At 71.5% G+C, this 12,612-nt stretch carries 14 protein-coding genes; 4 read left to right on the top strand and 10 right to left on the bottom strand.

Annotation, left to right across the window (positions count from 1 at the left end):
- The 5 genes from HUW36_RS14360 to HUW36_RS14380 all read right to left on the bottom strand — a co-directional run.
- Nucleotides 1–717 (bottom strand): NAD(P)/FAD-dependent oxidoreductase (locus tag HUW36_RS14360; RefSeq protein ID WP_174528622.1); only part of this gene is annotated, 717 nt, incomplete at its 3' end.
- Nucleotides 714–1,544 carry an ABC transporter permease gene (locus HUW36_RS14365; protein WP_246248169.1) on the bottom strand — a complete coding sequence of 277 codons (831 nt, stop codon included), beginning with the start codon at nucleotides 1,542–1,544 and terminating at the stop codon, nucleotides 714–716. The genes HUW36_RS14365 and HUW36_RS14360, both read right to left, overlap by 4 nt.
- Nucleotides 1,541–2,452 carry an ABC transporter permease gene (locus HUW36_RS14370; RefSeq protein WP_174528623.1) on the bottom strand — a complete coding sequence of 304 codons (912 nt, stop codon included), beginning with the start codon at nucleotides 2,450–2,452 and terminating at the stop codon, nucleotides 1,541–1,543. The genes HUW36_RS14365 and HUW36_RS14370 overlap by 4 nt, the downstream gene beginning before the upstream one ends.
- Entirely contained in the window at nucleotides 2,449–3,603 is a 1,155-nt protein-coding gene (locus HUW36_RS14375) for an ABC transporter ATP-binding protein (RefSeq protein WP_174528624.1), read from the bottom strand. The genes HUW36_RS14370 and HUW36_RS14375 overlap by 4 nt, the downstream gene beginning before the upstream one ends.
- Before the next feature lie 5 nt (nucleotides 3,604–3,608).
- Nucleotides 3,609–4,793: a polyamine ABC transporter substrate-binding protein gene (locus HUW36_RS14380; RefSeq protein WP_174528625.1), complete on the bottom strand. Its 1,185-nt coding sequence runs from the start codon at nucleotides 4,791–4,793 to the stop codon at nucleotides 3,609–3,611.
- A gap of 205 nt (nucleotides 4,794–4,998) precedes the next feature.
- Between HUW36_RS14380 and HUW36_RS14385 the strand changes: the two genes are divergently transcribed.
- From HUW36_RS14385 to HUW36_RS14395, 3 genes are all read left to right on the top strand, one after another.
- Nucleotides 4,999–5,511 carry an Lrp/AsnC family transcriptional regulator gene (locus HUW36_RS14385; protein WP_174528626.1) on the top strand — a complete coding sequence of 171 codons (513 nt, stop codon included), beginning with the start codon at nucleotides 4,999–5,001 and terminating at the stop codon, nucleotides 5,509–5,511.
- Between the two features lie 444 nt (nucleotides 5,512–5,955).
- Nucleotides 5,956–7,302, top strand: a complete 1,347-nt coding sequence (locus HUW36_RS14390) for an aspartate aminotransferase family protein (RefSeq protein ID WP_174528627.1) — start codon at nucleotides 5,956–5,958, stop codon at nucleotides 7,300–7,302.
- Between the two features lie 3 nt (nucleotides 7,303–7,305).
- A complete protein-coding gene (locus tag HUW36_RS14395; protein ID WP_174528628.1) occupies nucleotides 7,306–8,682 on the top strand; it encodes an NAD(P)/FAD-dependent oxidoreductase in 1,377 nt (458 codons plus the stop codon).
- A gap of 107 nt (nucleotides 8,683–8,789) precedes the next feature.
- Here the strand turns inward: HUW36_RS14395 and HUW36_RS14400 are convergent, their stop codons facing one another.
- Nucleotides 8,790–9,158, bottom strand: a complete 369-nt coding sequence (locus tag HUW36_RS14400; protein WP_174528629.1) for a DUF3499 domain-containing protein — start codon at nucleotides 9,156–9,158, stop codon at nucleotides 8,790–8,792.
- A gap of 153 nt (nucleotides 9,159–9,311) precedes the next feature.
- On the opposite strand from HUW36_RS14400, the gene HUW36_RS14405 reads away from it, so the two are divergent.
- A complete protein-coding gene (locus tag HUW36_RS14405) occupies nucleotides 9,312–9,761 on the top strand; it encodes a metallopeptidase family protein (RefSeq protein ID WP_018787548.1) in 450 nt (149 codons plus the stop codon).
- A gap of 60 nt (nucleotides 9,762–9,821) precedes the next feature.
- Here the strand turns inward: HUW36_RS14405 and HUW36_RS14410 are convergent, their stop codons facing one another.
- The 4 genes from HUW36_RS14410 to HUW36_RS14425 form a co-directional block, all read right to left on the bottom strand.
- Nucleotides 9,822–10,082: a WhiB family transcriptional regulator gene (locus HUW36_RS14410; protein ID WP_013284161.1), complete on the bottom strand. Its 261-nt coding sequence runs from the start codon at nucleotides 10,080–10,082 to the stop codon at nucleotides 9,822–9,824.
- Between the two features lie 459 nt (nucleotides 10,083–10,541).
- Nucleotides 10,542–10,883 carry a phospholipase gene (locus tag HUW36_RS14415; RefSeq protein ID WP_174528630.1) on the bottom strand — a complete coding sequence of 114 codons (342 nt, stop codon included), beginning with the start codon at nucleotides 10,881–10,883 and terminating at the stop codon, nucleotides 10,542–10,544.
- Nucleotides 10,884–10,895: 12 nt separating this feature from the next.
- Nucleotides 10,896–12,293: a DUF4331 domain-containing protein gene (locus tag HUW36_RS14420; RefSeq protein WP_174528631.1), complete on the bottom strand. Its 1,398-nt coding sequence runs from the start codon at nucleotides 12,291–12,293 to the stop codon at nucleotides 10,896–10,898.
- A gap of 72 nt (nucleotides 12,294–12,365) precedes the next feature.
- Nucleotides 12,366–12,612, bottom strand: a 247-nt coding sequence (locus HUW36_RS14425) for a hypothetical protein (protein WP_246248170.1), incomplete at its 5' end; no start/stop codon positions are given.

A 12,612-nucleotide genomic window follows, 5' to 3' on the forward strand; every position in this document is an offset into this window, starting at 1 on the left:
GGCGTCCGCGCCGCCGGCCGTGGTGGCGCGCAGCGCGGCCCCGTCGGCGGCCAGCCCGGTCACCCGGGTGTGCTCGTGGATCCGGACGCCCAGGCCGAGCGCGGCCCGGCGCAGCCCCCAGGCGAGCTTCGCCGGGTCGAGCAGCGCCGTCCGGTCGGAGTCCCACATGCCACCGAGGTACGTCGGCGAGGCCACCTCGGCGCGTACCTCGTCGCGGTCGAGCAGCCGCACGTCGTGGCCGAAGCGGCGGGCCAGTTCGGCGTCGGCGGCGAGCCCGTCGAGCTGGTACGGCTCGACCGCCACCGCCAGCTCCCCGGTGCGGGTGAGGTCGCAGTCGATGTCGTACCTGGCCACGGTGGCGGCGATGGCGTCCAGGTTCTCCCGGCCGAGCCGTTCCAGCTCACCGATCTCGCCGGGGAACCGCTCGACGCCGTTGGCCAGCCCGTGGGTCAGCGACGCGGCGCAGAACCCGCCGTTGCGCCCGGACGCCGCCCAGCCGCACGTGCCGGCGTCGACCAGCAGCACGTCCCGGTCCGGATCGGCCTCCTTGGCCAGCAGCGCGGTCCACAGCCCGGCGTACCCGCCGCCGACCACGAGCAGGTCGGCGGCGTGCGCGCCGGTCAGGGGCGGCAGCGGGTCGGGACGAGCCGGGCGGTCCAGCCAGTACGGGACGGGCGTGGCGTCGGCCAGCGCCCGGCCGGTATGCGGGAGCGTCATGGCTTCCCCGCCGGGGTGGCGATCACCGCGAGGGCGGCCCGTCGGGCCCGCCGGCCGCGCAGCGAACTGGCACCGACCAGCAGCAGCGCTATCCCGAACATGGCCGTGCCGATGACGTTGACCTGGGGCGGGATGCCCCGCTGGGCGGCGCCCCACACGTACATCGGGAACGTGACGGTGGTGCCGGCGTTGAAGTTGGTGATGATGAAGTCGTCGAAGCTGAGCGAGAAGGCGAGCAGCGCGGCGGCCACGATGCCGGGGAGCACCAGCGGCAGCGTGATCCGGCGGAACGTCTGCCACTCGCTGGCGTAGAGGTCCATGGCGGCCTCCTCCAGCCGCCGGTCCATGCCGGCGAGCCGGGCCTTCACGGTGACCACCACGAACGACACGCAGAACATCACGTGGGCGATGACGATGGTCCAGAAGCCCTGCGGCACCCCGGCGGCGACGAAGAGGGCGAGCAGCGAGGTGCCCATCACCAGTTCCGGGGTGGCCATCGGCAGGAAGATCAGGCCGTTGATGCCGGACCGCCCGCGGAAGCCGTGCCGCACCAGGGCGAACGCCATCAGCGTGCCGAGCACGGTGGAGACGACGGTGGCGATCAGGCCGATCTCCATGCTGCGCACCACCGCGTCGCACATGTCGGCGGTGGCGCAGGGGCGCGCCCAGTTGTCGAGCGTGAACTCGTTGAAGTCGTAGGAGAGCCGGCTGGACGGCCGGTTGAAGGAGAGCCCGGCGACCACCGCGATCGGCAGCGTGAGGTAGCCGAGGACGAGCAGGGCCACGCCCATCACCCACCGGTCGGCCAGCCAGCGTCGCACTTTCACAGGACCTCCTCCGTGCCGGCCTTGCGCAGGTAGACGAAGACGATCGCCAGGATCGCGGCCATCAGCAGGAACGACAGCGCCGCGCCCTGCGGGTAGTCCAGGCGGACCAGGAACGCCGAGTCGATGACGTTGCCGATCATGTACTCGTTGGGCGTGCCGAGCAGCTCGGCGTTGATGTAGTCGCCGGTGGCCGGGATGAAGAACAGCAGCGTGCCGGCGATCAGGCCGGGCATGGACAGCGGCAGGGTGACCCTGCCGAACGCGCGCAGCGGGCTCGCGTACAGGTCGCTCGCCGCCTCCAGCAGCCGCGGGTCGAGCCGCTCCAGGCTCGCGTACAGCGGCAGCACCAGGAACGGCAGGAAGTTGTACGTCAGGCCGAGCACCACCGCGACCGGGGTGGCCAGCAGCCGGCCGTCCGGGCCGAGCAGGTGCACGTCGCGCAGCAGCCCGACCAGCGCGCCGTTGTCCGACAGGATGGTCTTCCAGGCCAGCGTGCGCACCAGGAAGCTGGTGAACATCGGCGCGACCACGGCCACCAGCAGCAGGTTCTTCCACCGGCCGGCCTTCTGCGCGATCGCGTACGCCAGCGGGTAGCCCATCAGCAGCGCGAGCACCAGCGCGATCGCCGAGTAGAGGAACGAGCGCAGGAACTGCGGCCAGTACGCCTGCAACGCGTCCGGATAGTTGCCGACCGCCCAGGTCATCGCGTAGCCGGTGGAGAGCGAGCCGGCCGGGTCGTAGAGGCTGGCGGCGGCGAGCTGGAGCAGCGGCAGCGCGAAGAAGACCAGCAGCCAGGCCGCGCCGGGCAACAGCAGCAGGTACGGCAGCAGCCGGCCGCGCCCGCGCCGCACCGGTGGCGGCGGCGCCGGTGACCCGCCGGCGGTCGGTACGTGGGCCAGGGCGGTCATGACACCGCACCGACCGGCGGCTCGTCGAGCAGCGGCGTGGTCTGGTCGTCCTCGCCACCCGCCCGGGGCAGCAGGAACGCGTGCCGGGGGTCCCAGTGCGCGGTCACCGGCGTGCCGACGGCCAGCCGCCCGCCCAGCCCGCTGTTCGCGGTGAACGCGGACAGCTCGCTGCCCCAGGCGGTGCGCACCAGGTACTGGGTGCTCACCCCGACGTAGGAGGCGTCGGTGACCACGCCGCCGACGTGCTGGTGCCCGGCGGGCACGTCGTCGGGGCCGCCGGCCAGGTGCAGCTTCTCCGGACGTACGCCGAGGAAGGCCGGCCCGTCGACGAGCCGGGCCCGGTCCGCGGGCACCGAGAAGCGCGCGCCGTGCGCGGTGACCAGCACCTCGTCCCCGGCGTGGCCGCCGGCCTCGCCGGCGAGCAGGTTGGACTGGCCGAGGAAGTTCGCCACGAACGCGGTGGCCGGGTACTCGTAGATGTCGGCCGGAGCGCCGAGCTGCTCGATCCGGCCGGCGTTCATCACCGCGACCGTGTCGGCCATCGTCATGGCCTCCTCCTGGTCGTGGGTGACGTGCACGAACGTGATGCCGACCTCGGTCTGGATCCGCTTCAGCTCGATCTGCATCTGCCGGCGCAGCTTGAGGTCGAGCGCGCCGAGCGGCTCGTCGAGCAGCAGCACCTGCGGGTGGTTGATGAGCGCCCGGGCCAGCGCGACGCGCTGCTGCTGGCCGCCGGAGAGCTGGGCCGGGCGGCGCCGGCCGTACCCCTGGAGCTGGACCAGCGCGAGCATCCGCTCGACCTGGTCGCCCACCTGGCGGATGCCCCGGCGGCGCAGCCCGAACGCGACGTTCTCGTGGATGTCCAGGTGCGGGAAGAGCGCGTAGCTCTGGAAGACCGTGTTGACCGGCCGCCGGTACGGTCGCAGCCCGGTGATGTCCCGGTCGCCGAGCAGCACCTGCCCGCTCGTCGGCGCCTCCAGGCCGGCGATCATCCGCAGGGTGGTGGTCTTGCCGCAGCCGGACGCGCCGAGCAGCGCGAAGAACGCGCCCTGCGGGACGGTCAGGCTGAGGTCGTCGACCGCGGTGAAGACACCGAACCGCTTGGTCAGGTCGGCCAGTCGCAGATCGCCGGCCGGAGTTTCCTGCGCCATCTGCCTCACGCCCCGATGACCTGCTGGAACTTGGTCTCGTACTCCTTCTCCTGCGCTTCGTCGAGGGCCATGAAGACCTTCGACTTCGCCAGCATCGCGTCGTCCGGGAAGATGAGCGGGTTCTCGGCCAGGTCCGGGTCGATCTTCTCCATCTCGGCCTGCGCGCCCTGCACCGGGCAGATGTAGTTGACGTACGCGGCCAGCTTCGCCGCCACCGCCGGGTCGTAGTAGTAGTTCATCAACGCCTCGGCGTTTGCCTTGTGGGTGGCCTTGTTCGGCACCAGCATGTTGTCCGACCAGAGCATCACGCCCGACTCGGGCACCACGAACTTGATCTTCTCGTCCTCGAAGCCGAGCTGGACCACGTCGCCGGACCACCCGATGCACGCGGCGATGTCGCCCTTGGCCAGGTCGGGGGCGTAGTCGTTGCCGGTGAAGCGGCGGATCTGCTTGCTGTCCACGGCCTTGCGGAGCTTGTTCAACGCGTCGTCGAACTGGGCCGGGGTGAAGTTCGACGGGTCGTGCCCGCCGGCCTGGAGCAGCAGGCCCATGGTGTCGCGCATCTCCGACAGCGCGGTCACCTTGCCCTTGAGATCGGGGCGGGTGAGCAGCTCGTCGACGGTGCGGATCTCCTTGGTCACCTTGGCGTTGTAGGCGAGCCCGGCCAGGCCGGACTGCCACGGCACGGCGAGTTGGGTGTCCTTGTCGAAGGACCGGCCGCGCAGCGACGACAGCAGGTTCGCCTCGACGTTTCCGATCTTGGCCTTGTCCAGCTTCTGGATCCAGCCGAGCCGGATCATCCGGGCGGCCATCCAGTCGGTGAGCACCATGATGTCCCGGCCGGTGCTCTGACAGCCGGCGAGCTGGTTCTGCACCTTGCCGAAGAACTCGTTGTTGTCGTTGACGTCCTCGGTGTAGGTCACCTGGATGCCGGAGGAGGCGACGAAGGCGTCCAGGGTGGGCCGCTTCGACTCGTCCTTCTCGTCGGTGTCCATGTACTGCGGCCAGTTGGAGAAGGCGAGCTTCTTCTCGGTGGCGGAAACGTCGTCGCTCTGGCACCCGGCTTCGGTCTGCTGGGCGCCCTTGGTGCCGCAGCCGGCCAGCGTGCCCGCGGTGGCGAGCAGCGCGGCCGAGCCGAGGGTCCCGGTGAGCAGACCACGCCGGGTGAGGGGCCGGAGGGGACTACGCATGTGACGACTCCTTGGGGGCATCGTCGGCGGCGGGACGGGGGTGGCTCGCCGGCGGAGGGGTCAGTGGCGATGGAGGCCTGATCCTGACATGAGAACCCCTCCCTTACAAGGGATTCCGTTGCCGGAATAGCCATGCACCACGAAATACGCCAGACTGCGCCGGGGCACTACGCTCAGCACGGAGAATCGGACATGGGGAGCGGCGATGGCCAACCGGCTTGGAGAGAACGGCAACGGCAACCGTCGCGTGACGGTGCGTGACGGCGCCAGCCACGCTCTGCTCGACGACGTGGCAAAGCAGATCATCGAGCAGCTCCAGGAGGACGGGCGACGCCCGTACGCGAGCATCGGCAAGGCGGTCGGCCTCTCCGAGGCGGCGGTACGGCAGCGGGTGCAGCGACTGCTGGACGCCGGCGTCATGCAGATCGTCGCGGTGACCGATCCGCTCCAGCTCGGCTTCCCCCGCCAGGCCATGATCGGCCTGCGCACCGACGGCGACCTGGAGAGCGTCGCCGATCGGCTGGCCGAACTGGAGGAGATCGACTACGTGGTGATCACCGCCGGCTCGTTCGACCTGCTGGCCGAGGTGGTCTGCCGCAACGACGCGCACCTGCTGGAGATCCTGCAGAAGCTGCGCGGGGTGGCCGGGGTCGTCTCCACCGAGGCGTTCGTCTACCTCAAGCTGCGCAAGCAGACCTACAGCTGGGGCACCGCCTGAGCCGGTGAAGACCTCGCCGGGTCCAGTCCTGACCGACCGAGACCCGACTCCCCCGCAGCGAGCCTTTCGAGCTGATATCACCAACGACTCAGACTTGGCACGCCGCGCAGCCAGAAGGGCGCGCCGCGCACCCAGAAGGGCACGCCGCGCGGCAGCACGTGGCGCCGGAGCGGCGGCTTCACGCGGCGGGCCGGCCGCGCGTGCGCGGGTGCGTGCGCGGGTGCGTGCGCGGGGCGATATCACCAACGACTCAGCTCGAAAGGCGCCCAACCCGCTACCAGACCCGCCCAGGCCGCCGCGAAATCCGTCGCCGGCACACACATAGGTCGCTGATTCCGTTGCGACCATCCGTCGACAGTTGCGTTATCAGCAATGACTGTGGGATAACCGTGGGCAGAGCGGCCGGTGTCACCCCTGACCGGCCCGAGACCCGATGGGGCTGACATGGCCAACGCCACCGACCACCTCTGGATGCACTTCACCCGGATGGCCAGCTACTCCGCCGGCGAGGTCCCGACCATCGTGCGCGGCGAGGGCGCCTACGTCTGGGACGCGCAGGGCCGCCGCTACCTGGACGGGCTCGCGGGGCTCTTCGTCGTCAACGCCGGCCACGGCCGGACCGAACTGGCCGAGGCCGCCGCCAAGCAGGCCGGCGAGTTGGCCTACTTCCCGCTCTGGTCGTACGCCCACCCGACCGCGGTCGAGCTGGCCGAGAAGATCGCCACGCTGACCCCGGGCGACCTGAACCGGATCTTCTTCACCACCGGCGGCTCGGAGGCCGTCGAGGCCGCCTGGAAGCTGGCCCGGGCCTACTTCAAGCGCACCGGCCGGCCGAACAAGCACAAGGTGGTCAGCCGCTACATCGCCTATCACGGCACCTCGATGGGCGCGCTGTCGATCACCGGCCTGCCCGGCATCAAGAGCGACTTCGAGCCGCTGGTTCCCGGCGGCATCAAGGTGCCCAACACCAACTTCTACCGGGCGCCGGAGCACGGTGACGACGCCGAGGCGTTCGGCCGCTGGGCCGCCGAGGAGATCGGCCGGGCGATCGAGCGGGAGGGGCCGGACACGGTCGCCGCGGTCTTCCTGGAGCCGGTGCAGAACTCCGGCGGCTGCTTCCCGCCGCCGCCCGGCTACTTCGCCCGGGTGCGCGAGATCTGCGACGCGTACGACGTGCTGCTGGTCAGCGACGAGGTGATCTGCTCCTGGGGCCGGCTCGGTGAGTACTTCGGCGCCACCCGGTACGGCTACCAGCCCGACATCATCACCACCGCCAAGGGCATCACCTCCGGCTACGCGCCGCTCGGCGCGATGATCGCCAGCGACCGGCTGATGGAGCCGTTCCTCACCGAGACCGGCATGTTCGCCCACGGCGTGACGTTCGGCGGGCACCCGGTCTCCTGCGCGGTGGCCCTGGCCAACCTGGAGGTCTTCGCCCGCGAGGACCTGGTCGGGCACGTCCGGGCCAACGAGGACGCGTTCCGGTCCACCCTGGAGAAGCTGCACGACCTGCCGATCGTCGGCGACGTGCGCGGCGACGGCTACTTCTACGGCATCGAGCTGGTCAAGGACAAGACGACCCGGGAGACGTTCGACGAGGCGGAGTCCGAGCGGCTGCTGCGCGGCTTCCTCTCCACCGCGTTGTTCGACGCCGGGCTCTACTGCCGGGCCGACGACCGGGGCGACCCGGTGGTGCAGCTCGCCCCGCCGCTGATCGCCGAGCAGCAGCAGTTCGACGAGATCGAGCAGATCCTGCGCGCGGTGCTGACCGAGGCGTGGTCCCGGCTGTAGACCGTGGGCTACCAGGACCTGTCGTACTGGCTGTCCAGTCTCGACGAGCCGCTGTCCCCGCGACCCGGGCTGCCCGGCGACACGGACGCCGACGTGGCGATCGTGGGCGCCGGGTACACCGGGCTGTGGACGGCCTTCTACCTGACCGAGGCCGACCCGACGCTGCGCGTCGTGGTGCTGGAGCGGGAGATCGCCGGGTACGGCGCCTCCGGCCGCAACGGCGGCTGGTGCTCGGCGCTCTTTCCCACCTCGCTGCCGGCGCTGGCCCGCCGGCACGGGCGGGACCGGGCGCTCGCCATGCAGCGGGCCATGCACGACACGGTCCGCGAGGTGGGCCGGGTGGTGGACGCCGAGGGCATCGACTGCGACTGGCGGGCCGGCGGCACGGTGGTGCTGGCCCGCAGCGGGCCGCAGCTCGCCCGGGCCCGGGCGACGGTGGCCGAGGCCCACGCGTACGGGCTGACCGACGACGACCTGAGGCTGCTCGACACCGCCGAGGCCACCGCCCGCTGCGCCGCCGACGGGGTACGCGGCGGCACGTACACCCCGCACTGCGCGGCCGTGCACCCGGCAAAGCTGGTCCGGGGGCTGGCCCGGGCGGTGGAGCGCCGGGGCGTGCGCATCCACGAGCGCACGCCGGTGACCGCGCTGCGGCCGGGGGCGGCGGTGACCCCGGCGGGGGTGGTGCGGGCACCGGTGGTGGTACGCGCGACCGAGGGCTTCACCCCGGCGCTGCCCGGGCACCGGAGGTCGGTCGCGCCTGTCTACTCGCTGATGGTGGCCACCCCACCGCTGCCGGAGCAGACCTGGGGCAGGATCGGGCTGGCCGGACGGGAGACGTTCTCCGACCACAGGCACGTCATCGTCTACGGACAGCGCACCGCCGACGGGCGGCTCGCCTTCGGCGGGCGGGGCGCCCCCTACCACTACGGCTCCCGGGTGCGGCCCGACTTCGACCGGGAACCACGGGTGTTCGCGGCGTTGCGCCGGGCGCTCGGCGAGCTGTTCCCGGCGCTCGGGCCGGACGTGCCGGTGACGCACGCCTGGGGCGGTCCGCTCGGCGTGGCCCGGGACTGGGCCGCGTCGGTCGGGTTGGACCGCCGCACCGGGCTGGCGTGGGCCGGCGGCTACGTCGGCGACGGCGTCGGCACCAGCAACCTCGCCGGCCGCACACTGGCCGACCTGGTCACGGGGCGGGAGAGCGACCTGACCGCGCTGCCCTGGGTCGGGCACCGCTCCCCGCGGTGGGAGCCCGAGCCGCTGCGCTGGTTCGCGATGAACGCCGGCCTGAGGATCATGTCCTCGGCGGACCGGCACGAGCACCGCACGGCCCGCCCCTCCCGCCGGGCCCAGGCCTTCAACCGCTTCCTGGGCCACTGACCTCCCCCGCTCACCCCGTCGATCATGAGGTTGGCGGTACCCAGGGAGATCGAGAACGCCGCCAACCTCATGATCGACCGAGGCGGGCGGTGCGGGAGGGCTGCGGGTCAGTGGTGGGGTGGGATGACCCGGAGGTGGCCCCGGCGGCCCTGCTGGGGGGTCTGGGGCTTGGTGGGCTCGTCCTCCGGGGGACGGGGCGGGGCCGGGCGGGCGGCCTCACGGACCGCCTCGGCCAGCGCCACCAGGTCGTCCGTGGTGGGCGGCGGCGGCTCGAACTCGCCCTCGTGCCGCACCACGTCCCAGCCACGCGGGGCGGTCAGGTTGCGGGCGTGCGGCTCACAGAGGTCGTACGTGTGCGGTTCGGCGAACGCGGCGAGCGGCCCCACCACCGCTGTCGACTCGTTGTAGACATAGGTCAATGTGGCGACCGCTTGCCGGGGGCAGCCGTTACGGGAGCAGCGCCGTGGTGACCTCACGGCGGCAGGGTATCCCCATTACCGGGTCCGGCGCACCGCTTCGCGTTACGACACGCCCGTCATGGTGATCACAATTCGCCCGATCGGCGCACCGGCACGCCGGACGACCGCGCCACAGCGGTCCGGCCCGGAGGCCGGGCTACCCTGTGCGTCATGACCAGCCCGCAGAACCGCCGTCCCGGCTCCGGCCGGCGCACCCACCGCGACCGGCACGGTCGAGGGCTGCGCGGGCGACTGGTGCCGGCCACCGTACCGCTGGCCCGGACCAAGGCCGAGGTCTTCGACGACCTGGTGCTCGACACGGTGGAGACGCTCGAACGCCGGTTCGCCAAGGAGCTGGCCGGGGTGGAGTTCGCGGTCGAGGACGTCCCCCCGGACCTGAACGTCTACGACTCCGACGTGCTGGAGGACGGCGAGGTGCCGCTCGCCCGGCTGCTGCCGGGCCGGCCCGGCCGCCAGGAGGTGCCGCCCCGGATCGTGCTCTACCGGCGGCCGCTGGAGTTCCGCGCGATGGACCGGGAGGACCTCGCCGACCTCGTGCACGACGTGATCATCGAGCAGGTGGCGAACCTGCTCGGCGTCGACCCCGACGAACTGGCCTGACCGGCCGGACGTCGACCCCACGGACCCGGGCGGCCCCCACCGCCCCGGCCCGTACGCTCCTCAGGCGGCGACCCGCCGCTTGAGCTTGCGCCGCTCCCGTTCGGAGAGGCCGCCCCAGATCCCGAACCGCTCGTCGTGGCCGAGCGCGTACTCCAGACATTCCGTCTTCACTTCACACCGCGAGCAGATGCGCTTCGCCTCGCGGGTCGAGCCGCCCTTCTCGGGAAAGAACGCCTCCGGGTCGGTCTGCGAGCAGAGCGCCCGCTCCTGCCACTCCGGCGCGTTCCCGAGCAGGTCGGCCACCTCGAGCTGGCCGTCCATCGATTGCCTCCTTGTCGCGCACCGGCGTCATTCGCCGCTGCAACCCCCCACGCGAAAGGCGTGCCTGTCCGTACGGACCTGTTTTGTTGCGTTCCGTGCGAACAACCCCATTCAAATTACACGCGTGTAATGCGTGCGCCGTCAAGCCAAACTTGATAATGGAGTCGCCCTCCCGACACGACCGGGACGACCGCTGCGGCCGCCCGTAGCCTCGCAACCTGCCCTATCGATTCAGACCCCGGACGAGTAACGCCCTCCCCGGCGAGTTGCGCCAAGTTTTCTGCCGTGGCGCCACACCGGGTGGGCCGGCCGGGCGCCCCCGCCGGCCGTCGCACCAAGATCAGAATTGGTGGGCCAAAGGGTAACGCGCGCGCCGCGGTACCGCCCGTCGAGCCGGTCAACGCCGACCGCGCCCCGTCCATCATGTGGACGGGGCGCGGATGCCGGCACGGCCGACGGTCAGTCCATCAGAGGCGGTGAGCTGCTCGGCCAGACGAATTCGGAGACCGCTCCACCGGTGACGGAGATCGCGCCTGCGGGTGTCACATCGTCCCACCAGACGGTATACGGGCCGGCCTCCAGATCCGGGTAGACGGCACTGTGGAAGACACCGGCCAGCACGTGCCGTTCCCGGACGGCGGAATGGGTGCGTGGCCCGTCCCGGTCGGCCCGACTGATCTCGATCTCCCGCCCGTGCAGCTCCCGGCCGGTGTGGATGATCAGCGCGCCGGAGTCGCCGCCGAGGTCGAGCACGACGCTACCGCTGACCGACGGTCCCAGGTCGTGGTGATGGTGCGGCATCCCGCGCTCCCGTCAGGACTTCTTCGCCGGCGGGTTGTTGAACCCGTCGTACGGCGTGCCGAGGAACGGGAAGTCGCCGAGGAACGGCGCGGTCACGTCGCCCGCGTCCAGCCCGGGGGTCACCGCCGCCGCGGCGGCGTCCGGCTTGAACGTCTTGTCCACCAGCGGAACGGTCAGCCCGGCGATCGCCCGCAGCGCGATGGTCACCACGTCGTCGCCCACCCGGCGGCCGTTCGGGAAGCCGGCCAGGTCGCCGCCGAGCACGCCGAACCGGTCCGGCTTGCGGCTGGGCCGGATCGCCGTGTTCAGGCGCAGCATGTCGGCCTGCACGTCGCCGGTGGTGTTGGCGAAGCCGTCGATCAGCCCGGCCGGTACGCCGGTCAGCAGGATCGCCACCAGGTCGGCCCGCGGCTTCTTCGCCTTGTTCAGCGTGTCCAGGTTGGGAAAGACGCCCGGGTAGAGCACCGGCAGCAGGGCCGCCAGCTCGGGACGCTCGACGAACCCGGCGAACCGCTTGTCCTCCGAGGGCGGCAGCGTGTTCCACAGGTCCTTCTTGGACATCGGCACGATGACCTCGTTGAACAACGGGTTGCCGAGTCGTGACACCTGCGTGAAGGGGCCGGCGGCGGTGTCCGCGGCCACCCGGTCGCCGAGCACCCGGACCTGTTGGCGCGACGCGCTGGTCCACACGCCGATGGTCGAGGCGCGGTCGGCGTAGCCGTACCGGCTCGCCCTGCGGCAGACCTTGCTCAGCGGCACCTGCACCGCGATGCTGTGCACGTTCAGCCCGTCCAGCGCGTTGACCGGCTCACCCTCGGTCTTGAACAGCTTCTTCCCGGCGACGTGCAGCTGCTGGAACGGCCGCAGCGTGCCCAGGTCGAACACCGCGCCCAGGTCCACGAAGAACCCGTCGGCGCGCTGGCCGGCGAAGACCTTCTCCCCGGTGGACAGCTTGAACGTCGCCTGCTTCACCAGGTTCTGGTAGTTGGGCGTGGACAGCGGACCCACGTTGCACGGCGGGCAGGGCAGCTTGTGCGCCAGCACGTGCTCGCGCCCGTCCGCGATCCGGGTCAGCCGGTAGAACTGGCGCCGGTTCCAGTTCTTGCTCTCCAGCGACTCGATCGGCCCGGTGTTGTAGAGAAAACTGTTCTGGTTCGTGATCTCGGTGGTGAATTCGAAACGATAGGTGACGTCCGGATAACCGTCGCCGTCGTTGTCGACGTGAATCTCGTACCGGACGTCGTCGCCGAACTCGAAGAAGTTGGGGCCGCCGGAGGGGAGCTGCACCGGCACGTAGTTGGCGATCAACGTGACCGTGTCCGGCTGGCTCGGACTGACGAACGCGTAGAGATCGGAGCTGTCGGCGACCGGATCCTTGGCGATCTCCGGGGCCTCACGGTGAGAGGACATGGCGGACCACACCTTCGTCGGGTGAACGGAAGTCGGGACCGGCGCCGGGAGCCCGCGCCGGGAGGGGCGGGGTCAGCGGCCGGCGGCGCGCACCAGACGGTCGGCCAGACCCCGGTCGCGCACCTGGACCCGGGTCGTGCCGACGAACACGTCCATCGCGCCGGTGGCGGCGTCGCGGAGATGGACCACGATCGGCTCGTCGCGCCGGCTCGCGGTCGGCGCGTTCTGCGCGGCGGACAGGCCCGGCACGGTGAGGGCGGCCGCCCCCAGGGTGGCACTCGCGGCGGCGGTCAGCGTCTGCCGCCGGGTCAGCCGCGGC

It is taken from the genome of Micromonospora maritima (assembly GCF_902825405.1).
Classification (GTDB): Bacteria; Actinomycetota; Actinomycetes; order Mycobacteriales; family Micromonosporaceae; genus Micromonospora; species Micromonospora maritima.